Annotated in this window: 19 protein-coding genes; 9 read left to right on the top strand and 10 right to left on the bottom strand. The window is 61.9% G+C overall.

From position 1 onward, the window contains the following. Nucleotides 1–257: 257 nt before the first annotated feature. Both NQV17_RS16620 and NQV17_RS16615 read left to right on the top strand, forming a co-directional pair. Nucleotides 258–1208, top strand: a complete 951-nt coding sequence (locus NQV17_RS16620; protein ID WP_257773071.1) for a fatty acid desaturase — start codon at nucleotides 258–260, stop codon at nucleotides 1206–1208. Then, the gene (locus NQV17_RS16615) at nucleotides 1195–2433 is read left to right on the top strand and encodes a sodium:solute symporter (protein ID WP_257773070.1); all 1239 of its coding nucleotides are present in this window, start codon (nucleotides 1195–1197) and stop codon (nucleotides 2431–2433) included. Before NQV17_RS16620 ends, NQV17_RS16615 begins: the two co-directional genes overlap by 14 nt. A gap of 75 nt (nucleotides 2434–2508) precedes the next feature. Here NQV17_RS16615 and NQV17_RS16610 read toward each other — a convergent pair whose 3' ends face one another. The 8 genes from NQV17_RS16610 to NQV17_RS16575 all read right to left on the bottom strand — a co-directional run bounded on the left by NQV17_RS16610 (nucleotide 2509) and on the right by NQV17_RS16575 (nucleotide 12988). After that, nucleotides 2509–3417: an HTH-type transcriptional regulator ArgP gene (locus NQV17_RS16610; protein WP_257773246.1), complete on the bottom strand. Its 909-nt coding sequence runs from the start codon at nucleotides 3415–3417 to the stop codon at nucleotides 2509–2511. A 247-nt stretch (nucleotides 3418–3664) separates the two neighbouring features. After that, the gene (locus NQV17_RS16605) at nucleotides 3665–4564 is read right to left on the bottom strand and encodes a MurR/RpiR family transcriptional regulator (protein ID WP_257773069.1); all 900 of its coding nucleotides are present in this window, start codon (nucleotides 4562–4564) and stop codon (nucleotides 3665–3667) included. Between the two features lies 1 nt (nucleotide 4565). Beyond that, the gene (iolB, locus tag NQV17_RS16600) at nucleotides 4566–5363 is read right to left on the bottom strand and encodes a 5-deoxy-glucuronate isomerase (RefSeq protein ID WP_257773068.1); all 798 of its coding nucleotides are present in this window, start codon (nucleotides 5361–5363) and stop codon (nucleotides 4566–4568) included. Next, nucleotides 5360–7303, bottom strand: a complete 1944-nt coding sequence (iolC, locus tag NQV17_RS16595; protein WP_257773067.1) for a 5-dehydro-2-deoxygluconokinase — start codon at nucleotides 7301–7303, stop codon at nucleotides 5360–5362. The genes iolB and iolC overlap by 4 nt, the downstream gene beginning before the upstream one ends. A 53-nt stretch (nucleotides 7304–7356) precedes the next feature. Then, nucleotides 7357–8220 carry a sugar phosphate isomerase/epimerase family protein gene (locus NQV17_RS16590; protein WP_257773066.1) on the bottom strand — a complete coding sequence of 288 codons (864 nt, stop codon included), beginning with the start codon at nucleotides 8218–8220 and terminating at the stop codon, nucleotides 7357–7359. 54 nt (nucleotides 8221–8274) lie between these two features. After that, nucleotides 8275–10212 carry a 3D-(3,5/4)-trihydroxycyclohexane-1,2-dione acylhydrolase (decyclizing) gene (iolD, locus tag NQV17_RS16585; RefSeq protein WP_374692726.1) on the bottom strand — a complete coding sequence of 646 codons (1938 nt, stop codon included), beginning with the start codon at nucleotides 10210–10212 and terminating at the stop codon, nucleotides 8275–8277. Nucleotides 10213–10262: 50 nt separating this feature from the next. Beyond that, nucleotides 10263–11702, bottom strand: coding sequence for a sugar porter family MFS transporter (locus tag NQV17_RS16580; RefSeq protein ID WP_257773064.1), 1440 nt, complete (start codon nucleotides 11700–11702; stop codon nucleotides 10263–10265). Between the two features lie 266 nt (nucleotides 11703–11968). Further along, a complete protein-coding gene (locus tag NQV17_RS16575; RefSeq protein ID WP_257773063.1) occupies nucleotides 11969–12988 on the bottom strand; it encodes a LacI family DNA-binding transcriptional regulator in 1020 nt (339 codons plus the stop codon). Between the two features lie 265 nt (nucleotides 12989–13253). Between NQV17_RS16575 and NQV17_RS16570 the strand changes: the two genes are divergently transcribed. From NQV17_RS16570 to NQV17_RS16540, 7 genes are all read left to right on the top strand, one after another. Next, nucleotides 13254–14432 carry a Gfo/Idh/MocA family protein gene (locus NQV17_RS16570; RefSeq protein WP_257773062.1) on the top strand — a complete coding sequence of 393 codons (1179 nt, stop codon included), beginning with the start codon at nucleotides 13254–13256 and terminating at the stop codon, nucleotides 14430–14432. Nucleotides 14433–14475: 43 nt separating this feature from the next. Next, nucleotides 14476–15417, top strand: coding sequence for a sugar phosphate isomerase/epimerase (locus NQV17_RS16565; RefSeq protein ID WP_257773061.1), 942 nt, complete (start codon nucleotides 14476–14478; stop codon nucleotides 15415–15417). A gap of 431 nt (nucleotides 15418–15848) precedes the next feature. Further along, the gene (locus NQV17_RS16560) at nucleotides 15849–17351 is read left to right on the top strand and encodes a sugar ABC transporter ATP-binding protein (RefSeq protein WP_257773060.1); all 1503 of its coding nucleotides are present in this window, start codon (nucleotides 15849–15851) and stop codon (nucleotides 17349–17351) included. After that, complete coding sequence (locus NQV17_RS16555; RefSeq protein ID WP_257773059.1) at nucleotides 17341–18351, top strand: ABC transporter permease; 1011 nt, start codon at nucleotides 17341–17343, stop codon at nucleotides 18349–18351. The genes NQV17_RS16560 and NQV17_RS16555 overlap by 11 nt, the downstream gene beginning before the upstream one ends. Beyond that, entirely contained in the window at nucleotides 18351–19391 is a 1041-nt protein-coding gene (locus tag NQV17_RS16550) for a sugar ABC transporter substrate-binding protein (RefSeq protein WP_257773058.1), read from the top strand. The genes NQV17_RS16555 and NQV17_RS16550 overlap by 1 nt, the downstream gene beginning before the upstream one ends. Before the next feature lie 148 nt (nucleotides 19392–19539). Further along, nucleotides 19540–20706 carry a porin gene (locus tag NQV17_RS16545; RefSeq protein WP_257773057.1) on the top strand — a complete coding sequence of 389 codons (1167 nt, stop codon included), beginning with the start codon at nucleotides 19540–19542 and terminating at the stop codon, nucleotides 20704–20706. 959 nt (nucleotides 20707–21665) lie between these two features. Continuing rightward, entirely contained in the window at nucleotides 21666–22766 is a 1101-nt protein-coding gene (locus NQV17_RS16540; RefSeq protein WP_374692725.1) for a porin, read from the top strand. Between the two features lie 73 nt (nucleotides 22767–22839). Here the strand turns inward: NQV17_RS16540 and NQV17_RS16535 are convergent, their stop codons facing one another. Both NQV17_RS16535 and NQV17_RS16530 read right to left on the bottom strand, forming a co-directional pair. After that, on the bottom strand, nucleotides 22840–23535 hold the full coding sequence (locus NQV17_RS16535) for a GntR family transcriptional regulator (protein ID WP_257773055.1): 696 nt from the start codon (nucleotides 23533–23535) through the stop codon (nucleotides 22840–22842). 141 nt (nucleotides 23536–23676) lie between these two features. Next, a complete protein-coding gene (locus tag NQV17_RS16530) occupies nucleotides 23677–25290 on the bottom strand; it encodes a bifunctional 3-(3-hydroxy-phenyl)propionate/3-hydroxycinnamic acid hydroxylase (protein ID WP_257773054.1) in 1614 nt (537 codons plus the stop codon). Between the last annotated feature and the right edge of the window lie 11 nt (nucleotides 25291–25301).

Here is a 25301-nt window from a genome sequence, read left to right as displayed (position 1 = left end):
CGACGTTCTGTCGTCACTGCTCTTCGAACACCCAGATGTGAACTCTCTCATGCCTAAACCGCATCCCATTTCAATGCGTCAGAAATCCGTGATGGCGGCGGCTGCTTCCGAGAATGCAACGTTGTGCAAATTTGTAGAACACGGCATCGCGCGACTGATCGTTTCGTAAGATCAAAACTCCTTTTGCGCTTCACCCTGGCTTGCACTTTTTGCCTACAGCGAGGGCAAACCGTGATTCATAGATCGGGAGGTCACCCATGAGTCATCGCGCCATAACGAACGACCAAGATCTCATCCGCCCGTCATTTCCCGAATGGAGCGACGTGCACCGGGCCATGACGTCGCCCGACATCTTCAAGGTCGTGATCGACATCACGTTTGACTGGCTGATCATCGCCGCCGCCATGCTGATCATGCATCGCCTCGCAATGTGGTGGGCACCAGCGGCCGTTGCATGGATCGGCAACCGGCAGCGCGCGCTCGGGAACCTGCTACATGACGCCGCGCATCGCAACCTTGCACGCTCAAACGTAGTCAACGATACGCTGGCGCGCCTTTTCATTGCGCCGGCGCTTTTCAACAGTCTCACCCTCTATCGCGAACTCCACGCGCGCCACCACGCGTGGCTGGGCGATCCGATACGCGACCCCGACTACATCACCGTTCAGCACAATCCGGGCGACGACTGGTGGCACCCATTTCTCCGTGCGCTGCTTACACCGGCTGCGTGGCTCGGCTCAACGTTCGGGCATCTGCAGCGAGTAGGCTGGTTTCAGGGCCTCGGCATTTTAGTTTGGTGGGCGGCCATACTGGGCGGTGTGACGCTTGCATGGGGCATCAATACAGCGGCACTCTTCTTCGGCATCTGGATGCTGGCGAAAATCACCGTCTTTCACCCAATTACCACGTTTCGCGAACTGTGCGATCACTTCGGCCGGCATCCGGGCGGGATATTCCGGTACACGCGCGACATTTCTTCCCACAGCCTGTGGCGCTGGATCATTCATCCGCGCAACAACGGCTACCACCTCACGCATCATCTGATCCCGTCGATTCCCTATCATCGCCTCGCTCGCGCTCATCGGACGTTGCTGGCATTGCCCGCCTTCGCCGGCACGGCCAGAGTCTGCCACACGTATTTTCGCGGCCCTGACGCGGTGGTCCGCGAATGGGTCACGCCCTTGGGAGCAAACAATGACGCAGCGTAAGCTTGGTGCCGTTGGTGTCGGTTCACTACTTGTCTCCGCGAGCTATGGCGTCGCGTTCCTGCTGGGTTCGGGAGAGATGGCTGTTCATGCCGGGATGGCAGGTAGTCTCTATGCGATCGTCACCGCACTGGGCATGCTGGCGCTTGCGCTTGCGGCGTCGGCACTGTGGCGGACACGGGAACTCATCTGGGACGTGTTCGGCGACCGCTATGGAACAGTGGTCCGCAAGCTCGTGGCGCTTCTGTCGCTCGTTTGGATGTCTGGCGTCCTTGCCGCCCAGATTCACGGAGGTATCGCGGTCCTTGTGGCTATGGGACTCCCAGCAATGCCTGCGCTGGCAGTCATTGCGGCCGGCTTGCTCATAATGTCTTCTCTTGAACTCGGCATGGCAGCAACGGTCTTTGTAATCTGCCTGTTCGTGACGAATACCGCCCTTGTACATGCCCTCGTCGCGTCGAACGGCCTCCCCGTGTATCTGCACGCATGGCCGTCCTTTGCTAGCGAAGTGCGCGGAACTCCACGAGCGGAGACCCTGGTGACCATTGCTGCAATCGGGTTTCTGGTGATTACTGGCTCGGACTATCAACAATTTGTCATTGCAGCGCGCCGACCGCGAGACGCGTGGCTCGGCTGCGTGCTCGCGGGCCTCTTTCTCACGGCCACGGGATTTCTTCCGGCCGCAGCCGTTGTCGCAGCGCTACATGCTGGAAGGCTGTCCGGCCTGCACGACAGTGCGAGCGCGATCCCTTCGCTAATCCTACAAACTGGCGGGCCGCTGGGTCCGCTGTGCATCGGCGTCATCCTGCTCGCTGCGCTCGGTTCGGGCAGCGCCCTCACACGAGCGATGGCATGCGCACTGGAAAGAGTGGTGAAGGGCGGCGGCCACCGCGCCCACTACCGACGCATTTTAATTATCGCCATTGGATCTGCGATTGCGGCCGACGGGCAGGCGATCGTCTCGACCATCGTTGCACTGAACGTCGTTTACGTCGCCGCCGTCGGGTTGCTATTCATCCTTCATGAGACCGGGCTGAAGGTCCCTCCTCGCTGCGCAGCCATGATGTTGCTCGCCGGTGCTGGCGTATCACTGCTTGTTGCCGCCATCCATTGGACTGGCATCTTCGATGTCGCGGGTTGGCTCCCGCTGCCGGCCGGCCTTCTTGCATCCACCTGCATGTTGCTTACCTGGCAGATAACGCTCGGTGTCAGGCGCGTACGCCCCTAGGTATCGCGCCATGCGGGCCTCTGTAGACGACGCCTGACGGAAACTGGGCGGATCGCTGTCAGTCATCCCGGCGCTTCACGCGTAGCCTTCCTTCCCGTGAGCCTGCACCAAGCTCTTTCGCGCGGCATCGATAACCAATGCACTGATTCTCGCGAGCGGCTCAGGCTCGGATTCCCAGTGATGCCAATAGAGATCGATCATCAAGTCATGTTTGGGTGCAAGTGCAACCAGTTCTCCAGAATTAATCAGTGGCTCAGCCTGCATCGATGGCACGAGTCCGTATCCCAGGTCGCTACGGATAGCATTGAGCAGCGCCGCCGGAGACGGAAAATAATGCTTCAGATACCTCCCCACAGACACGCCGAAGCACGAGTCGAGAAACGCATCGTGCAACATGTCCTTTCTGTCGAATAAGACTGCCGTGGCCTTGAGCGCACTGGGTAAAGTAATGCCATCAGGAAAGTACTGAAAAGCAAACTGGGGGGTGGCCACGCATTGGTATCGCATCTGCCCGACCAGTTCAGCAAGAAAACCTTCAACAGGCTTGCGTTGTGTCGACAGGCATCCCTTAACGTCGCCGCGAGCCAGAGCCTGGAGCGTATGATCCTGATCGTCAACGACGATCTCAAGCGCCAGGTGCTGGAGCGCAAGTTGTCGCGCGACAGGCTCGAACCATGTTGCTAGCGAATCGGCGTTAACAGCGAGGGCAATGGCTGTCGTCGCCATACTGCCTGGCATGATGCGCCGAAGCAGCGCGTCCTCCAGAAGACGGACTGACATAAAATATCGCAGAACGTCTTCCCCCGCCTTTGTTGGGGTGAGAGGCGGCTCGCGGCTCAGCAGTAGCGCTCCCAAGCTTTCCTCAAGGATCTTCACCCTCCGCGAAGCCGCGCCGCGTGAAATGTTCAATGCGGCGGCGGCGCGCGTGAAGTGTCGGTGCTCAACCACGGCGGCAAATGTTTCCAACTGCAGCATACTCAACATTTTCCCCCCTTCCATAACCACGTCTACGTGTCCGGCAATTTTCTCGAGCGAACGGCTCAGCATTGGCAAGCCCGCGCCGCCCACTAGGCACGTGTAGCTCTTCTCCATAGTGTCGTGTAGATGTCACGCACCGCGTACTGTGCCTTGTGTTGGCAGCGAATGTAGGACTCTTGGATCCATAAGTGAAATAGAATGTGCCGTTCCGGCATGGATTGGCGGAAACAGCAAATCTAAATCGGCCACCCAGTCAAAACGTGTCTATATCTATCTCGGTCGACGGCTTGTGCTGCGAGGTAACCGCGACAAGCGCTCCGCATAACGTGATGGCGCCCGCGATCCCGTCATAATCGGACTCACCTAACTGCGGAGATATCAGCAGGTCCCACGTTGGATCGGCATGCCACGACACATTACGGTCTACTAAGGCGACTACGGGCACATTAGTCTGTCGTATCCGATCCACTATCTCATTGAAAATCGGGCAGCGGTCGCGCAAACCGATCAGCATCCACACGTCATCTTGATGGTTCACGGGGCCTACGTTGCGGGAAGACCAAACCAGTTCAGCAGGTCGGCCAAGTTCGACTAACGCACAGAGCATGAAGTGGCAAACCGGCAACGCGCTCGGCGTACCAGCTATTCGAATCCGTCCAGCACGTTCAAGCCTGCCGCCCGCATGCACGACCGTTTGATCGTCTAGCTCATGCAGCCATGTGAGGAGGCCCGCACAAGTCTGCTCGACCCGATCGGACAGCCACGAACGCCACGCGTCGTCCGGGATCCGCTCCGTGTCCGGCAAACTCCCTCCGTCGAACCGGAATACATCACGAAATGACCGGAATCCATCGTACCCGAACAGCCGCGCAAATCGTACAATTGCGGACGGGTGAGCGGCACATCGCGCGGCCACCGATTGAATACGATCGATCGCAAGTGTTGACGCGTTCCGTTCGATGTCACGTGCAATTCTCTGCATCAGTGGCGACATTGTCGGATAAGCCAAGGCGATTCGCGCCAGTAGATCACCCGAATGTTCGCCCCGATTCACGGTGGCTTGAAGCGGAATGAACCCCGCACCGCCGCGAGCACTCTCGGCTGCAACATGAGTGACTCCGAGGCTTTCTCCATCGTCGCCCGTACCAATCACCCTACTTCTCCAACATCCATTCGTGGACGGGGTCATTTTTGAAATACCACACGCGTTTGGGGCCTGCCATCACATTCAAGTAATAGCTGCGATAGCCGTGCGGCGCCACCACCGGGTGATAGCCGCGCGGTACCATCACGACGTCATGGTTTTCGACCGCGTATGCAACGTCGATATCGCGTGAATCGGTATACACCCGCTGAAACGCGAATCCCTGCGGCGGATCAATGCGGTGATAGTAGGTTTCCTCCAGCACACTCTCCGCAGGAATGTCGTCGGCATCATGTTTGTGTGGTGGGTAGCTCGACGAATGGCCTGCCGGCGTCACGACCTCGACCACCAGCAGCGCTTCCGCCGGCTCCGTCTGTGGAAGAATGTCACGCACGTAACGTTTGTTCGTACCACTGCCACGCATCGAACATGCAACAGACGACGGCGCAATCAACCGTGCTTCATGACTGCCGCTCGCGGGCGCGGAACACAACGCGACCTCCGCATCGTCGTGCGCGTCGATCGTCACCATCGTGCGCGGCGGCAAATAAACGGAATACGGTGCGCCGTCGTCAAACACGCTGCGCCGGCCGCCGATCTCGCGCCACACTTGTTCGCCGGCGCAAACCGTCACCGTGCCGGTCAGCACGACGATGCACAGCTCCGTTCCGCCGGTACCGAATGCATCATGTTCGCCACGTGCAATGCGTTTCGCGGTGAAACCGACGTGACACCATCCGGCCAGCGCTGGCGTGACAATCGCAATGTCGCGGCCCTCCTGCCGACCTTTCACGAGCAGGTTCGTCATGCTGCCTCCCGTTTCGGGCGCGCCTGACGCCAAAGCCGAATCAACGTGTCGAAATTCGCGCGCACACGGTCGACCAGCGTGCGATCGTCGATCTCGCCGGCAAACCATGCGCGGCTCGGTTCGTCGAAAATCGTCCGCCCGACCGTGAACCCGCGGCACGTGCGGCTCGCGCCGGCCGCTGCGAAACCTTCAGCGAGCCGGTCGACCGGCGCACTGAGCCCGAGCAACACGACGCCCCGACAGTACCGATCACGCGCATCAATCAGCGCATCGACCGCGTGCCACGCGTCCGCGCTCATCGCCTCGAGCTTCCACCATTCCGGATAGATGCCGATGTCGTAGAGCCTTTCGAGCGCGCGGACGACGACGTCCGGTCCCTGCGACCGATCCTTCGGCGGAATCACTTCGAGCAGCAGCTCGTGTCCGCTCGCCTGTACGGCGTCATACAGTGCTCGCAACTGCGCTTCCTGTTCGAACCGATGCGCCGGTTCGTCGTCAGGGTGGTACTGGACCAGGCATTTGACGACATGTTCGCGCGGCCACGACATCAGTGTCGTGCCGATCGAGCGGCCATGCTCGAATTGCAACGGATTCGAGCCGGGAAGCTCGACCGGCCGCCCGATCCACCACCCACGCCCGGTTGCGCCATTCAGCGCATCTTGGCCGTAGCGGTCGTCGATCAGCACCGCCATCCGCCCGGCGCAACCAGGATGCTGCTTTTCGGTTTCCTTGACGGCCTGCACGAACAGTTGCTTGAGCTCGGAAATGCGCTCGGGTGCGGCGCCGGACTGTTGCGCCATCGCGAGAAACTGGTCGCGGTGGTCGAATGCGAAGCCGAGCACCTCGTCCCATTCGTGCCGATGAGGACTCTTCCGATGCAACCGTACAAGCGTGGCGTCGCGATCCGGACGCTGCATTCGAGATGCATTCTCGAGGAAATAGCCGAGTTCCGCCGGCGTCGGTATCGCCGGCGCACACGCGTGACGCGACACGACGAGCGCACCGCATGCATTCGCGTAACGGCAACAAGTTTCGACGTCAGCATCGCGCAGCCAGCCGCTGAGAAATCCGGACAGGAATGCATCCCCCGCGCCGAGAACGTTCAGCACCTCGACCTGCACGCCGCGGTGTAGCGCCGAGCGGTCGAGCGAGTCGGGAATCGGGCCGTCGATCACCGTGCAGCCGAGCGGCCCGAGCTTAACGACCAGCGTCGCAGACGTGACCTCGCGCACCGCACGTAGCGACTCGAGCAGGTCATCCCGACCTCCGGCGATCCGGAACTCTTCCTCGGTACCGACGATCAGGTCGAACGACGGCAGGATTCCGCGAAGATGCGCGCTGACACTGCCGTCGGCAATGAAGCGCGTCTCGCCATCCGCCTTGCCGGTCAGCCCCCACAGCACGGGGCGATAGTCGATGTCGAGGACCGTGCGCACGCCGTTACGGCGCGCGAAGTCGAGCGCTTGCATGCTCGCGCGATGCACATGCGCAGTCGAAAAATGCGTGCCGGTGATCAGCAGCGCGCGGCTCGACGCAATGAAGGCCTCGTCGAAGTCGGTCACATCGAGCGCCATGTCCGCGCAATTCTCGCGATAGAAGATTAGCGGGAAGGTATCGCGGTCCTTCAGCCCGAGCAGAACAAGGCCAGTGAGCCGCTGCGGATCGACCGCCACATGGCTCGTGTCGCAACCTTCGCGTTCCAGCGTCTCCACGAGGAACCGCCCCATATGGTCGTTGCCGACGCGTGACAGCATTGCCGATTTCAGGCCAAGGCGAGCACAGCCGAATGCGATATTCGCGGACGAACCGCCAAGATACCGCGAAAAGCTCGTCACGTCCTCAAGCCGCGCGCCAACCTGCTGCGCATACAGGTCTACCGCAAGCCGGCCGACGCAGATCAGGTCGAATCGTTTTTCCGCGTCGATTGCACGGGTTTTCACGATCTGTACTCCTATATATGTTGAATGAATTTAGGCACGTTCCGGCGACGACCTTACTCGACGCCGAGCCCCTTCTTCACCGCGTCGAGCATCATCCGGCTCGATTCATCCGCGCGCTCTTCCCACGCGAACACCGCAACCGTCGCAATCCCGTCGAATCCGATACCGCGCACCGCGCGGAAGAAGGCGTCCCAGTCAATCTCGCCCTGACCGATGTCCAGATGCTGGTGCACGGTCGCGGTCACGCCAGGCGGGTTCACGATGTAGCGAAGATTGGACGACGCGCGATGGTTGTACGTGTCGGCGATGATCAGGTGCGTCAGCTTCGGTTTTGCATACTCGATCATCGCGGCGATGTCGCCCTTACCGTCGTCATAAAAGAACGTATGGGGCACCGCGTACAGATAGTTGACCCAATCCTTGTCGAGCCCGCGGATGATGTCGACCGATTCGTTGTTGCGCTCGCAGAAATCGTACGGATGCGCTTGAATATCGAGCTTGATGCCTTCGCGCTCGAACACCGGCAGCAGTTCCTCCATCGAACGCATGAACTGGTTCTCGCAGACCAGCGCATGGTCCGACTGGCCGCTGAACTCGGTGTTCATCAGGTCGCACTCCATTTCGACGGCTACCTGGATCGCACGCTTCCAGTTGCGCACCGCGGCCGTGCGCATCGCTTCGTCCGGATGCGACCAGTGATACAGCGGCAGCAACGACGACAGCCGCACACCGTTGTCGCGTAGCGCGTGCCGGAATTCGCGCACGCGCGCCTTGTCGACACGCGGGTACTTGTAGAACGGCAAGAAATCGTCGCGCGGCGACAGTTCGATGTAGTCGTAGCCAAGTTCGGCGACCTTCTCGACCATCTTCGGCAACGGCAGATGGCGGTACATGTAGGGATCGAGGGCGATACGCATGCTTGCTCCTGGGGAAAATGAAAGGCGACGGCCGTCCGCCATCGCTTTCGTCGGTCAATAGCGGCGCGCTTGGGCGAGCGCCTGCTTCATCTTTTGCTCGGCGTCGGCCACACGCTGGTTCGTCGACACCTCCGGCACGCCGACGTGCCACCACGACGCGTACTTGTGGACCATCGTCTTCGGCAGCACCTTGATGTCGATCAGCGTCGAAACCGTCTGGCGTCGTGCATCGTCGAGCGCCGCCTCGAGCGCGTCGAGCGACGTGACTGTGTAGGTCTTGCAGCCGTATGCAGCGGCGTTCGCCGCGAAATTGACTGGCACGAAGCCGCCGGTCAGCCCACCCGTGTCGCCGTCGCGATAGCGGAACTCGGTGCCAAAGCTGCCCATCCCGTGCTCCATCTGCAGGTTATTGATGCAGCCGAACGTCATGTTGTCGAACAGCACGACGTTGATCTTGCGACGCTCCTGGATCGACGTGACGAGTTCCGAGTGCAGCATCATGTACGAGCCGTCGCCGACGAACGCGAACACTTCCTTGTGCGGCTGCGCGAGCTTCACGCCGAGCGCCGCGTTGACCTCGTACCCCATGCACGAATAGCCGTATTCGACGTGGTAGCTGTCGTCGCCATGCACGTGCCAGATCCGCTGCAGGTCACCGGGCAGGCTGCCCGCCGCCGCGACAACCACATCGCCGTCGGAGAGCTTTGCATTCAGCGCGCCGAGCACCTGCGTCTGCGTCAACGATGAGCCCGTGACACGCACGAATTCGTCGAGCACTCCGCGATCGAGGTGATCGTCAATCTCTGGTACAAACCGCTCGGTTGTGTAGCGGACACGATGAACACGCTCCTCTTCGTCGCGCTGCGCCGCGCATGCATCGCGCACCTCGCTCCGGTAAGCGGCGTGGAAGCCTTCCCGTTCGAGCGCGTTGGCAAGCGAATCGAGCGCGAGTTTCGCGTCAGCGATCACCGGCACGCCATCGAGCTTGCCCGCATCGAACGCGCTTACGTTCACGTTGACGAAGCACACGTCGGGATGCTGGAACAGCCATTTCGACGACGTCGTGAAATCGGTATAGCGCGTGCCGACGCCAATCACGAGATCGGCGTCGCGCGCAATCGTGTTCGCGGCGAGCGAACCCGTCTCGCCAATCCCGCCGAGGTTCAGCGGGTGGTCCCACGGCAGCGCGCCCTTGCCTGCCTGCGTCTGCGCGACCGGAATCCCGAAGCGCTCTGCGAAGCGACGAACCGCATCGGCAGCGTCCGAATAACGGACCCCGCCGCCGCAAACGAGCAACGGACGCTTGCGTCCGCTGGCAGCAGCAGCCGCGCGTCCGATCGCGTCGGGCGCAGGCGGACGGCGGTCAATCGCGTGCACACGTTTCGCGAAGAACGATTCGGGATAATCGTAGGCCTGCGCCTGGACATCCTGCGGGAGCGCAAGCGTCACCGCGCCTGTCTCGGCGGGATCCGTCAACACACGAAACGCATTCAGGCACGCGCTCATCAATTGCTCAGGGCGCGCGATGCGATCCCAATAGCGGCTGACCGGACGGAACGCGTCGTTCGTGCTGATCGACAGGTCGTGCGGCAGTTCGATTTGCTGCAGCACTGGATCCGGCTGACGCCCCGCGTGCACGTCGCCGGGCAGCAGCAGTAGCGGGATCCGGTTCGCGGTCGCCGTCGCAGCGGCCGTTACCATATTCGCCGCACCGGGCCCGACGGACGATGTGCACGCATAGATCTGCCGGCGGCGGCATTGCTTCGCGAAACCGATGGCCGCATGCGCCATCCCTTGCTCGTTACGCCCCTGGTGCACGACCAGTTCGCCGGGATTCTGCTCGAGTGCCTGGCCGATACCGAGTACGTTGCCATGCCCGAAGATCGTGAACACGCCCTTGACGAATTTCGTCTGGATGCCGTCGAACTCGACGTACTGGTTGTCGAGAAAGCGCACTAGCGCCTGTGCCATGGTCAATCTGATGAAACTCATGCGTCTACCTCGTAGTTTTCGGTCCGGGTTTCCGTGGTGATATCCCGCCTTCATTGATGTGTGCCGGCGTACTTCGCTCGCAGCGCGACTTCGATTTCCTCGAGACTACGGCCCCGGGTTTCGGGCACGCACCTCGCCACGAACACGAGCGAACCGATGCCGAACACGAAGAATGTGAAGAACGTCGACGCGACACCTGCATACGCGACGAACACGGGGAACACGAGGCTGATCGCGAAATTGACGATCCACAGCACACAGCCGGCAAAGCCGAAACCGAAGCCGCGCAGCTTCAGCGGAAAGATTTCCGCGAGCATCACCCAACTCACCGGCCCGATGAACATCTGCATGAACGCGAGAAACACGACCATCGCCGAAAGAATCAGGTACGCGCGCATCGCGGAATACGGCATCAGCACCGAGCACAGCCCGATCGCCAACAGCGACAGCGTCGTGCCCGACAATCCGGTAAGGAACATGGTCCGACGCCCCAGCCTGCCGAGCAGGACAATCCCGATGAGCACGGCGGCGACCGAAATTGCACCGTTGGCGACATTGGCAATCAGCGCGGTCTGCGTGCCAAACCCGGACGACGTCAGGATCTGCGTACCGTAGTACATAATCGCGTTCACTCCGGTCGCCTGCTGCGCGATCGCGATACCGACGCCAACCAGAAACGCGCGCCGCATCCACGGCGTCGCGAGTTCGCCCCAGCCGCCGCGCGTCGCGGCATCGGGCCGTGCGTCGACGCGGCGGATTTCCTCCATTTCGGACTTCGCGCGCTGCTTGTCGCGGACTTGCTCGAGCACACGAAATGCCTCGGCAATGCGCCCTTTCGATGCGAGCCAACGCGGGCTTTCCGGCATCGAGAGCATGCCGAACCAGAGCAGTACGGCAGGCAGCGTTGCCACGACCAGCATCCAGCGCCAGATGCCATGATCCGCGCCCCATGTGCTGCCAAGCGCAGCGTTGCACACGAATGCGAGCATCTGGCCGGTCACGATCATCAGTTCGTTGCGCGTGACGATCTGACCGCGGCGCTCGGCCGGTGCGATCTCGGCAAGGTACGTGGGCACCGACACCGATGCCCCGCCGACGGCAAGCCCAAGCACGAACCGTGACGCGATCAGCACCGGGACGTTCGGTGCGGCCGCACAGGCGAGCGCGCCGACCAGGAACAGCACAGCCAGCATCAGAATGTTGCGACGACGACCGCCGCTGTCCGCGAACCGGCCACCGAACACCGCGCCGGTCGCCGCGCCAAGCAGCAGGAAGCTCGCTACCATCCCCTCCAGCAGCGGCGTGAGCGCGAGATCGCGCTGCATGTATGTGATTGCACCGTTGATCACGCCGGTGTCATAGCCGAACAGCAGTCCGCCAAGTGTCGCAACTCGTGCGATCCGTTTCACGAAGCGGTCCCCGCTGACGTCCGCGGCTGCCGTTCCACCCGCCGGCGCGTGCGTCGCCGCGGCATCGAATGCATTGACCATCTGTGTCTCCTTGTTCATTTGACGAAAGCGTGTGCGTGTTCGGCCTCGCGCCGCGATGCGTCCGGGCTTTTCTGCAGACTTTGCAACCGGGTGCAAAGACGTCCCGAAAAAACCGGCGCTTAATTGCAACCGGTTGCAAGACAGTAGATCAGCGCTCAGGTGATGTCAACCCGGGAATTCAACCACATCGCGTTTGTTGTGTTCGGGTCATTACCGGTCGATGAGGGTGATTGCGGGGCGAGCCGGTATGCGCCGGCTCCCGCCCATCAGCGGCGTCGCAGATGCGAACGCCGTATCACCAGTTCGCCAGGCGCGAGAAACGTGCGCGGCAGGCCGTCGCCGTCGGTCAACCGCCGCATCGCTTCGTTAACGAGTTGCTTCATCGGCTGTCGGTAGGTCGTCAGCTCGTAACTCGGCGACGAAGCGAGTTCTATGTCGTCGAAGCCCACTATGCCGATCGTTCCGGCGCGCTTGCGCTGCTTGAGTGCCTCCAGTGCACCGATCGCAAGGATGTCGTTTTCGCAGAACACCGCGTCGACGCGATCCACATCGGCAGTCGCGGCCAGATATTCGGACATCGCACGATGTCCGCAGTCGCGGCGATAGTGCCCGGCCTCCAGAACGACTTCAACCGCAAGCCCGCGCTCGGCCAAACCGTCACGAAAGCCGTCGAACCGCTTCAGCTGAGTCGATTGCGACGGCGGGCCGGCCATGTAGCCGATCCGCGCGGCGCCCTGCTCGGCCAGCAACGCCGCGATCTGCCGCCCGGCCGCATAGCCGTCGGTCGATACCACCTGGATATGAGGAATGTCGCTGTTGCGGTACAGCACGATCAGCGGAATATGGCGGATGTTCTGCGCGAACTCGACCAGTTCGCCCGTCAGTACCGTGCCGAGAAAGATCAGCCCGTCGACCTGGAACTGGTCGGCCAGCGAAAGCGTATCGCGGCTGTGATCTGAGCTGATGTTCAGCAGCATCGCCAAATAACCGCGTCGCTGCAGTTGGTCGGTCACCTCGTCGAGCACCGGCGCGAGGTTTGGATTCGCCAACTCGTCAACAACGAGGCCGACTATTCCGCTGCGGCGCGTCGTCAGGCTACGCGCGAGCAGGTTCGGCCGGTAGCCGAGTTCCGCCGCGATCTGCAGCACGCGCTCGCGCGCGTCTTCGGAAATTGAAGCACCTTCGGTGAACGCGCGCGACACGGTCCACTTGGACACGCCCGCCCGCGCGGCGACGTCGCTCGCCGTCACCTTGCGCGACGCCCCGTCGGAATTTTTGTTGGCCATTCGTTCGTTCCTGATTGACATTGTCAGTTTCGCAGTCTACTGTATTTGCAACCGGGTGCACACGCGCCATTTTTTACCCCACTTGTTGCACCCGGTTGCAAATACGGCCGGCAGATCGGTCGTTTTTTTGACTCAGCTTTGCACCCGGTTGCAAGTTCGTGGCGTAACGCGTTCCACGGGCCGGCAATGGAGGCGACGGCGGCGCGACCCGATGTCGGGCGACGCCACAATCAGGATCACTAATAGAACAGAGGAAATTGCAATCGTGTTGAACGGTGAACGCAAAATCGCACGCCCATTGCGCTGGGCAATGGTCGGCGGTGGCCGGACCGGGCAGGTCGGCTACAAGCATCGCAGCGGCGCGCTGCGCGACAACACCGCGTACCAGCTGGTCGCGGGCGCATTCGATATCGACGTCGCGCGCGGCCGCGATTTCGGCACCAATCTGGGCGTTGATCCGCAGCGCTGCTACTCGGACTACGAGACGCTGTTTCGCGAAGAGGCGAAGCGCGACGACGGGATCGAGGTCGTATCGATTGCGACGCCGAATGGCACCCATTACGAGATCACGAAGGCCGCGCTGCTGGCTGGCCTGCACGTGATCTGCGAGAAGCCGCTGTTCTTCACGACGCAGGAGGTGCGGGAAATCAAGGCACTCGCGGACGAAAAAGGCCTGATCGTCGGCGTGACCTACGGCTTTTCCGGTCACCCGCTGCTGCTGCAGATGCGTGCGATGGTCGAGAACGGCGAGATCGGCGATGTGCGCGTCGTCGACCTGCAGTACACGCACGGCTTCAACGCCACGGACGCAGTGGACAAGGTCAGCGACGCACAGAAATGGCGTGTCGATCCGAAGGTCGCGGGCCCGACGTTCGTGCTCGGCGACCTGTCGACGCACACGTACTACATGTCGCAGCTCATCGCGCCGAAGCTGCGGATCAAGGAGCTGATGTGCGATCGCCAGAGCTTCATTCCGTCGCGCGCGCCGCTCGAGGACAACGCGTTCGTGCTGATGCGCTACGAAAACGGCGCGGTCGGCCGGATGTGGGCATCGTCGGTGAACGCGGGCTGCATGGACAGCCAGCGGATCCGAATCGTCGGCAGCAAGGCGAGCCTCGTATGGTCCGACGCAAATCCGAGCGAACTGCGCTACGAGGTGCAGGGCATGCCGATTCAGACGATGCATCGCGGCATGTCGTATCTCGACGACAGCTGCAACGCGGACGAACGCCTCGGCGCGCTGCATACCGAAGGGCTCGCCGAATCGTGGGCCAACATCTACCTGAAGTTCGCGATTGCAATCGATGCGAAGCGCCGCGGCGATGCGCAGACGCTCGGGAAGCTCGTCTATCCCGGCATCGACGCTGGCCTCGAGGGCGTGCGTTGGCTCGAGAACTGCGTGCGCTCCGCCGACGCGAATGGCGCGTGGGTCCACTTCGAATGACGCACTGACGCCCTCTACGATCGATACCAGGAATCTTCTCATCATGAAACTCTCCATCTGCACCGACAGCCTCGGCAATCTCCCGTACGAAAAGATGCTCGACAAGCTGTGCGAACTGGGCGTGTCCGGCGTCGAAATGACCGTCGGCGGCTGGTCATCCGCGCCGCACGTGCGCGCCGACGAGCTGCTCGCTGACTCTGCGAACCGGCGCGAGTTTGTCGCAGCGCTCGAAAGCCGCGGGATGTCGATTGCCGCACTGAACGTGTCCGGCAACCCGCTCGACCCCGGTGCGCTCGGCGCGAAGCACCGCGCCGACACTGACAAGGCGATCCAGCTCGCCGGCCTGCTCGGTGTCAAGAAGATCGTGCTGATGAGCGGCCTGCCGCCAGCGAGCCCGCAAGACACGATCCCGAACTGGATCACGTACACGGTGAGCTGGCCCCCGACGCTGAAGCAATGTCTCGATTATCAGTGGGACGAGGTCGCGATCCCGTACTGGCGCAAGCTCGTTGCGAAAGCGGACGAATGCGGTGTCGAACGCTTCGCGCTGGAGAATTTCAGTTCGATGCTCGTGTGGAATCCTGAAACGCTGTTCCGTCTGCGTGACGCAGTGGGCCCAAAGGTCGGTCTCAATCTCGATCCGAGCCACCTGATCTGGATGGGTGCCGACCCGATCGCCGCCGCGCGGGCGCTCGGCCCCGCGATCCACCACGTTCACGGCAAGGACGTCCGTCTCGAGCGTGGGCTCGTTGACGTCAACGGTCTGCTCGAAACCAAGCCCGTCGAAGACGTTGCGCGCCGCGCATGGAACTACGTCGCCGTCGGCTGCGGCCGCGATCTGCAGTGGTGGAAGGAGTTCTTCTCCGTCGTCCGGATGACCGGCTACAACGACTGGGTGTCGCTGGAGATGGAAGACCTGACGATGTCGGTCGAAGCCGGCATCCGCACGTCGATCGACGCACTGAAGCAAAGCATCAGTCAGTAAGACCCGAAAGGACACGCGCGGCCGCGTCCGTCGCCGTGTCCGCCTTCGCCCGTATCGCCCGCGCTTCGTCCTGTCGATCCGCGGGCGTCGGGCCGCACGGCATCGGCCTTGTCACAGGCCGAACGGCGCACATAGAACGATACAACTGGAGACATCCGATGAAATTCGATCCCGCCTGGGACGCGAGTCGCACCCAGCGTGCGCCGTTCGCGCCCTCTGCCCCTCGACTCTCGACGCTGACGCGCCGCCTGCCGGACGCGCACCTCCCGAGCTGATCACGTGCCGCCGGGCGGTGGCGTCAGCATTCACGGCGCTTCCGGAATGCGCACCACCCGTCGAGATCACTAATGACTCGCGTCCGCGTACCGACCTGGTCGCAGACGCAAAGGAGCAGTCCAATGGTTTCGGAGCAGGACGACTACGTGTTGGAAATGCGCGACGTCACGAAAGCGTTTCCCGGCGTGCTCGCACTCGACCGCGTATCGCTAAAGGTGCGCGCCGGCACGACCCATGTGCTCGTCGGCGAGAATGGCGCCGGCAAATCGACGCTGATGAAGATCCTCAGCGGCGAGCACGCGATCGACGGCGGAGAAATCCGCTTTCGCGGGCAGGCACTCGCGCAGCACGATACGAAGGCGTCGCTGGACGCCGGCATCGCAATGATCCATCAGGAATTGAGCCCGGTGCTTGACATGAGCATCGCAGACAACTTGTTCCTCGGCCGCGAGCCATCCGTCAGGATGCCGGGGCCGCTGTCGCGCGTCCGCGCTTTCGTCGATGACCGCGCGATGCACGATGAAGCTCGCGCCCTCCTCGACCAGGTCGGTCTCGATTACGACACGCGCCGCCCGATGCGCAGTCTCAGCATCGCGGGTATGCAGCTGGTCGAGATCACGAAGGCGATCTCGCGTGGTGCGTCGCTCATCATCATGGACGAACCGACGTCCGCGATCAGCGATACCGAGGTCGAAATGCTGTTCCGCCAGATTAATGCATTGAAGGCGAAAGGCGTCGCGATGATCTACATCACGCACAAGATGGACGAGATCTTCCGAATTGCCGACGACATCACGATCATTCGCGACGGCCAGTACGTCGACTCCGGTCCCGCATCGGCCTATGACGAAAATCGGTTGATCTCGCTGATGGTCGGCCGGACCATCGACAGCATCTTCCCGAAGGAAGCGGTCCAGATCGGCGAACCCGTGCTCGAGGTGCGCGGTGCAACACGCCGCGGCGAGTTCGAAGACATCAGCTTTTCGGTGCGGCGCGGAGAGATTCTCGGCTTTGCCGGGCTGATCGGGGCCGGCCGAACCGAGGTCGTGCGCACGATCTTCGGTCTCGATGCACTCGATGCCGGCGAGATCGTCATCGACGGCGAGACACTGCGCGGCGACGGCTGCGCGAGCGCGATCGCGCGTGGCATCGCGATGGTCTCCGAGGATCGCAAAGCAGAAGGCCTCGTACTGTGCCGTTCCGTCCTCGAAAACATCTCGCTCGCGAATTTGCGGCAATTCCGGTCCGGTGCATTGATCGACAAGGCGTCGGAACTACGCGCCGCCACGCGGATGAAGGAGTTGCTGAAGATCAAGACCGCCGACCTGAACACACCGGCCGGCCAGCTCAGCGGCGGCAACCAGCAAAAGATCGTCATCGCCAAATGGTTGCTCGGCGATCTCAAGGTACTCATCCTCGATGAGCCAACACGCGGCATCGATGTCGGCTCCAAATCGGAAATCCACAAGCTGATGACGCAACTTGCGCGCGAAGGACTCGCCATCATCATGATTTCGTCCGAGCTGCCGGAAATTCTCGGCATGAGCGACCGGATCGTCGTGATGCGCGCCGGTCGCATTGCCGGCGAACTCGCGCGAGAGCATGCGTCGCAGGAATCCATCATGACCCTGGCCACCGGAGCAAACAATGTTCAATAGCCTGCCTGACCACCCGCTGACGCCGTCGGCGTCGTTCCTCACGAAGGTCCGCAGCATGGGCTTTGCCGCGTTCTACCGCAAATACGGCACCGTGCTGATCTTCATCGGCATCTGCGTGCTCGCGTCACTCGTCAGCGACACGTTCCTGACCGCCGCGAACTTGACGAACGTGCTGCGGCAGGTCGTCGTCGTGAGCCTGCTCGCGTGCGGCGTAACGTTCGTGATCATCCTCGGTCAGATCGACGTGTCGCTCGGCGCCGTGCTCGCGCTCACGGGCACGCTCGCCGCGAGCGTGATGGCCGCAACGGGCAGCATCGCACTCGCAGTCGCGGCCGGCATCGCCACGGGCGTCGCTGTCGGCGTGATCAACGGATTCGTCGTCACGCGCTTCGGTATTCCGTCGTTCATCACGACGCTCGCAATGACGACCGTCGCGCGCGGCGCCATCCTGCTGTACACCGACGGCATCCCGGTCAGCGGGCTCGGCGATTTCGCGGTCATCGGGCAAGGATCGGTCGGCCCGATACCGGTCTCCGTGCTGATTCTCTTGGCCGTGCTCGCATTGTCGTGGACGCTCTTGCATCGCACCCGGTTCGGCCGCTACGTGTACGCGGTTGGCGGCAACAGCCGCGCGGCCGTCGCGTCGGGCATCAACGCGCGCCGGGTCACCTGCCAGGCGTTCATCTTCAGCGGAATACTCACGGCCATCGGCGGAATCGTGCTGATGTCTCGGATCAACTCCGGCCAACCTGCTGGCGGAGTCGGCTACGAATTCGACGCGATTACCGCTGTCGTCGTCGGTGGCACCAGCCTGATGGGCGGCACCGGCACCATCGTGGGCACGATGGTCGGTTCGATGATTATCGGCGTCATCAACAACATCCTGAACCTGCTGAATGTCAGCTCCTACTGGCAACAGATCGCGAAGGGGCTAATCATCGCGCTCGCAGTCATCCTCGACGTCCGGACCAAGAAGGCCGGCGAACGACGCAAGGCCTGATGCGCCGCTTTCGCCTGGCGGCACCGGAAAACGGACGGCCGCGCCGCCAGGCTTCCGACCCGGGACGATCCACCGACCCGGGATCATATCGAACCGTCCGGCTGGAGGAGCAGATGAAACGCATCACCTTGATGGTCGCAACCCTGCTGATCGGCGGGATGCTCGCCGCAGCACACGCGCAGGCCGCCGACAAACGCTACGTGGTCGGCTACACGAACATGCTCGATTCCGACGTGTTCCCTAACACGGTCAAAACCTCATTCGGACAGGCCGCGAAGGCCGATCCTCAGCTCGACGTTCGGTTCACCGACGCGAACGGCGACATCAACAAACAACTCGACCAAATCGATACGTTCATCGCGCAGAAGGTCGACGCGATCGTCGTCGTGCCGGTCGACTACCAGGGTATCGTGCCCGGTGTGCAGAAGGCGAACCGCGCCGGCATTCCGGTCGTCGCGCTGAACGTGCAGTCCGCCGGCGGAAAGTTTACGTTTGTCGGTTCGCGTAACTTCGACGCCGGGCGCCTGCAGGGCGAGCTGATGGCGCAGAAGCTGCCGAAGAACGCTCGCGTGCTGTATCTGCAGGGCACACCGGGGCTGTACCACTCCAAAGAGCGCTTCGACGGGTTCAAGCAGGCGTGCCTCGACAAGCGGCCGGACGTGAAGCTGCTCGCCAGCCTGCCCGGCAACTACGATCGCGGCCAGGGCATGCAGGTCACCGAAGACTGGATCCAGCGTTTCCCGCAGTTCGACGCGATCATCGCCGCGAACGATCAGATGGCGCTGGGCGCACTGCAGGCGCTCAAGACGGCTGGGCGCCTGAAAGGCGTGCTGGTCTCCGGTATCGACGGCACCGCAGACGCACTTCGCGAGATCCGTGCGGGTGAAATGGCGCAAACGGTGTTCCAGGATGCGAAAGGCCAGGCGTCGGCCGCCTACCAGGTCGTCGAATCGCTCCGGGCCGGAAAAGGACCATCGGGCGACGTGCTCGTACCGTTCGTTTCCATCACCCGTGACAACGTGGGGCAGTACCTGAAGTAATGCTTTGCGCGCCGATCGCGGCGTTAGCAACCTCGCTGCAATCGGCACGTAATATCCGGGATCGCCTGGATCATCAAGAATTGTCATGACCGGGTGGCGAATCCATCAAATTAATAAGCAATCCATAACATAGGTTTGGAGACAGACAATGAAGCGTTCAGCGCTTTTTGCATTGACGATCGTCGCATCCGCTAATGCGGCGGCACAGAGCAGCGTCACGCTGTACGGCATCATCGACAATGCGTTGCAGTACGAGACCGGCCTGCCTGGCGGCAATCGCGTGTCCGCCTCGAGCGGCAACTGGGCCGCTTCGCGGCTCGGCTTCACGGGTACCGAGGAATTGGGCGGTGGCACGCAAGCGACGTTCCGCCTAGAAACCCGGCTGAATACCCAGAACGGCAGCTATACGAACGGCACGTTTTTCTCGGGCCAGGCGACGGTCGGCATGCGCAACGCCGCCTACGGCGCGTTTCGGCTCGGCAACATGGGACAAAGCGAGGTTCTGCAGGACATTTCGGACATCGACCCGCAATACGCACAGAAATACGCGGTCGGTACGTTGGTGCGCGGCCGCGTCTGGCCACAGACGGCGAACGGAATCGAATACACGTCGCCGTCTCTCGCGGGCCTGACCGTAAAGGGGCAATACGCGATCACGAACGCTACGACGTGGAATGCCGGCACGCCGGGCACGTCGCCAACGCAGCTCGGCGGCGGACAGGGCCGATCGGACGGCATCAAGCTGCAATACGACACCGACCGGTTAATGCTTCAGTTGATCTACGACGAGATCCGTGACGCAACGGGACGCTTCAGCAACGTGTATACGGCGTCGCGATCGATTTCGGCAGGTGGCATGCTGCGCGCCGGCGCGCTGCGCTTCTACGCCGGGTACCAGCATCTGAGCGCGCCGGACGCGTCGAACACCGGCTATTTCGGCAGTGCGGCACCCACCGCGTTGCCGGCCGGTACGTCACTGCCGACCGCCGTCGATCACGTTTGGCTCGGCTCTACGTGGCAGATAAACCCCGCGACAACGCTGACAGGCGCCGTCTACCACGCGAACGCAAACCGAGGCAATGGCAACGCGACGCTGTTCACGTTGGCTGGCACCTATAGCCTGTCCAAGCGCACATTGCTCTACTCGGAACTCGGCTACGTGCGCAACAGCGCAACATCCAACCTCGGGCTGAACAGCGGTGCGTATGGTGCAAACCTCGCCGACGATCCGCAGTCCGGCAACGCATCGAGCAGCAACCCACGCTATGGGCATAGTCAGTTTGGCGCATTCGCGGGAGTTGCGGTGCGGTTCTAATGACCCCGACCTCCGCGGCCACCAACATCAACCCGCGGAGGTCCGATTTCGTGAAAATCGACCCACCAGCCCGTCGTGCAGAAGAGTATGAGTATGGAACGCGATTGTTGTAGTACTACTCAAGCGTAGAAGACATCTACGAACAGCCATAAGCGAGACTTACCGGCGATGTACGAGCCCAAAATCTCCTAAGACCGGCTACGAAAATTGAGACGGTGGTGGTCGGGATGTCCACGCATCCTGAAGGCAAAGCGACGTGTACCTCGCCTTGACCACGCACTCGCATGTTGCGACGTTGGTGTAATTTGACACGCCCAGTTCATGTGCTAACACGGCACGCAACGATTCGCAGCCCAGTATAGAAGCGCCCATTAAATAGGAAAAATCGATTCTATTGATCTTATGCATAAGCACGTGTGACACGTCGCCGAAAGTGCCGGATCGATGTCCTGTACCTGTCACTTTAGATTTCCCCGTGGGAAGCGCTTCATCGCAAAAGAAGCGACATGCTGTCGTCTCTTTGCTCGAGTAAACCCATACCATGCGCCGCAGTGGGATCCACTACCTCTCCGAACGGTGCACTTGGCAGAGCAAAGTCAGTTGCTCGAAAGGAAAAGCCTCTGCTTCCGGCCGCGCAAGAACGCTCCTGCCTTCGTCGTCGCGCGCCCTACCGTGCAACGTTTGTTCCGCACCGAGCCGCCCCCCAATGCAAATCCATCCGGCTCCAACGCGGTCCGGCGAGTACCGCTCCCTTGCCATACCAGATCGACCTACGCCGATGTTGCGACGCCAGCAAGCGTAAACACCAACCTCCGTCTCCTCTTCAGGCCATTGCATTTTACGCACATTTGTTAGAATATGCACAAAATATAATAACGTGCGTTACAACGACGTTGTGCCCGCTAACGGGCCAACGAAGACAATCGCTTCTGGAGGAGGAGATGGTGAAGAAAGGCATCATGACCGCGGCGATCGCCGCCGCGGCCGGCGCAGGCGCTGTACCGGGCGCCTACGCGCAAAGCAGCGTGACGCTCTGGGGTCTACTTGATGCAGGCGTCTCGTACATCAGCAATACAGGCGGCCATTCGGCCTGGCGGCTCGATGATGGGATCGCGCTGCCCAATCTGCTGGGTTTCCAAGGCACCGAAGACCTGGGCAACGGCACGCGCGCGATCTTTCAGTTGACCACGCAATTCACGCTGCAAGGCAATCTCGTCGCGCAGAAAAGCAACGGCAGCGGATCAGGAACCGGGCTATTCGCCCGCAATGCATGGGTGGGCCTCGACAACACCCGATACGGGAAGCTCACGCTCGGCCGACAATACGATTTCATGGTCGACACGCTCTTCTTCGGCGTCGGTGCGGACATCGCGATGTATGCAGGCGGCTTCTACCAGTTTCGCGACGGTCCGTTCGCCAAGCTGGGCATCCCTGATTCCCCACCCAACGAGGCATTCGATTTCGATCGCATGAATGGGGACACGCCGTTGAACAATGCAGTCAAATACACCAGCCCACTCCTGGGCGGCGTCCGTTTTGGGGGCATGTATGCGTTCGGGGGAACGGCCGGGAACTTCCGCCAGAACAGCGCTGAGAGCTTCGGCGCGAGCTACAGCGCCGGGCCTTTCGCGTTCGGCGCAGCCTACACGGATGTTCGCTACGCGTCGCTCGGCGGCGACAGCATCCGCAACTATGGCGTCGGTGCGAAATATCAAGACGACAAGCTCCTGCTCACCGCCCTATTCACCAATACACGAAACACGCAGAATGGCGCCGCAGTGAACGCGGCCGAAGCAGGGGCGCTTTACCAAGTGACGCCGGCATTCTCGACGAGTCTCGCGTACACGTACATGTGGGGCAACGCCACGGTCGATCATAACCATGCCCATCAGCTCGATACGGTCGCCAAGTATCATTTATCCAAGCGGACGGCAGTTTACGCGCAAGCGGTGTATCAGCTGACCAACGCGGGAGCAAATGCGGCAATCAACGGCACGTTCGGCCCGTCGAGCGGCCGCTCACAGTTCATCGGCCGGATCGGGCTGCAAACGAAGTTCTGACGAAACGAGACCGGCAGCGCAATGCACTGCCGGTCTCATGATTGAGAAACGCCGACACTTCGGCCGGTTTACGTTATTGAACGGTGGCCAACTGTCGCTCGAGCGCCCCCGCGACGCGAGTCAACGTGCCCTCGATGTGCTTACGAAGCAACCGCGCCGCCTTCTCCTTATCCCGGTCAAGCGCCGCTTTCATCAGCGCTTCGTGCTCGTTGCTTTTGTGCCGCTCTTCGGTTCGGTGCAGCGCGGAATAGCGACGGTAGCGCTCCGCGCGATCGAAGAGCGATGCGACCATGCTCGACAGCAGCGGGCTCGGCGTCGCCGACAGCAGTGCCATATGAAACGCGCGATGTCGCTCTGACCAGTCGTCATCCAGCGCCACTGGCCCCGGGCCTAGACGCTTCTCGGCAAGACTCAGCCGGTGAAACGCCGTCAGCACCGCGACCTCCCAGTCATCGTCGCCATGCTCGATCGAGTCTGTCAGTGCCTCGCTCTCAAGCAACACGCGAATGCGCGTAATGTCCTTGAAATCATCGACGCTCAACGGGGCAACCCAGAAGCCGCGGTTCTCCGTCGCCTGCACGATGCCGTCCTGCGCCAACCGGTTCAGCGCTTCACGAATCGGCGAGCTGCTCAGCCCGTATGTCTTAGAGAGGCTTTCGACTTTCAGTCGGGTGCCGGGCGCGAGTTCGCAGCGGATGATGGATGTCTTCATCCGGGCGAATACAACGTCAATGAGCGGAGCACCGTTCGAAGCGGGCGTCGAGTCCATGGCGTGAGGCGTACAGCAAAGGGTAATGTGAGGATTTTATGCGCAAAATATCAATGTGTGCAAGATTCTCCGCTCCTTGACGCCCACGCAAAAAGGCGCGAGGCTTGCAACCGCCTCGCGCCTTTCCGGTGTCTCAGACGCTTATATGCAAGTGGCGAGCGTCTGGCTTTCCTGAGGCGTGCCAGATGACAGCGCGGCGGCGAGTTCCTGTACCAGCTTGGCTGCGTCCTCGGGCCTCCGGCACGCACCGTAGACATAGTGATCGGGGCGCACAATCACGGCGCAGCAGTCGTGCCGCCTCATCCACGCGAGCAGTACGCCGCTGACATCCTGGTACGCATGGGGCGACGCGTCGGCAGTGAGCTGCTCAGCACCGATCACGACGAGCCGAACGCCCGCGTCGCGCAGCGCGTCGCATTCGCGTGCGACCTGCGCGACGACAGTGGCGTCGGCGTCCGCCGCAATGACGACTCGGAACGTGGCCCCCGTCACCTCGTCGAGGAGGCCCTCACTCTCGTCCGTCTGCCGGACGCGTGGCTGCGGAAACAGTTGACCACGCGGCCCATAAGGCGATGCCAACAGGAATCCCGCGTTCAGCCCGGGAATCAACGATTGCCGGACAGTGCCCCGCGGATTGGCTGCGACCTCTTCGAGCAGGCGTTCGTCCCGCTCGCGCGCCGCGACCGGATCGCGTTCGCAGATCAGCTTACCAAGTCCCTTGGTTACGAGCGTGGTTTGTTTGACGTGCGGGAGTCGTTCGGCCTGGTAGGTGTCGAGCAGCGCGGGAGCAGCTGCACCCCGCTTCACGAGCGTGAGCTTCCAGACGAGGTTCGCCGCGTCGCGAATACCCTGGCACATACCTTGGGCCAGGAAAGGCGGCGTCATGTGCGCGGCGTCGCCGAGGAAGAACACCCGATCCGCACGCCAGCGTTCCAGCACCAGCGCATGGAAGCGATAGGACGACGCGCGCCAGATGTCGTACTCGTCGTCGCCGAGCCAGCGCGAAATCAGCTTGCGCACGAACGCCGGCTCCATCACCTCGGCTGGGGTCTCGCCCGGATTAATCATGAATTCCCAGCGGCGCACGCGGCCTGGCCCGACGACGAACGTGCACGGGCGTGCGATTTCGCAATACTGGACGTTTGTCGTTGGCAGATTGTCGCCGCACCCGTCCCTGAGCACGACATCGACCACCAGCCACGGCTCGTCGAAATCGAGATCCTCCATGCCGAGACCGAGCCCCGTGCGGATCGGACTCGTCCCGCCGTCGCACGCGAGCACGTAGTCGGATCGGTAGGTCTGCTGCTCGCCGGATGCGAGGCCGACCGTGACGGATGCGCCGTCTTGGCCTGACTGGACTGCCGTCACTTCCGCGCCAAGTTCGACCGTCACCGACGGGAAGCGCGCGAGGTTCTCGCGGAGCGTACCTTCGATCTGTGGCTGCATGAACACGTAGTTGGGCGCCCACCCGAGCTGAAACGGCGGCTCGGCCGCCCCGATGCGGCGAATCACGCGCGAATCCGTCGTGCGGTATTCGGATGGCCGGTAAGGCATCACATAGGGCGCGATCTGCTCGCCGATCCCCAGATTGCCGAAAATCCGCATGACCTCCTGGTCGAAGCCCATCGCACGCGGCTTGTCGTAGATGGTCAGGGATTTTTCCAGGACCAGCGTGCGCAGTCCGGCCTGCCCGGCCAGGTTGGCGGCGACCGCGCCGACCGGCCCAAAGCCGACAATAATCAAATCGAAATCCACGTCTCCTCCTC

This window comes from Burkholderia sp. SCN-KJ, assembly GCF_024656005.1.
Lineage (GTDB): Bacteria > Pseudomonadota > Gammaproteobacteria > Burkholderiales > Burkholderiaceae > Burkholderia.
This window is presented reverse-complemented; position numbering and strand designations above follow the sequence as displayed.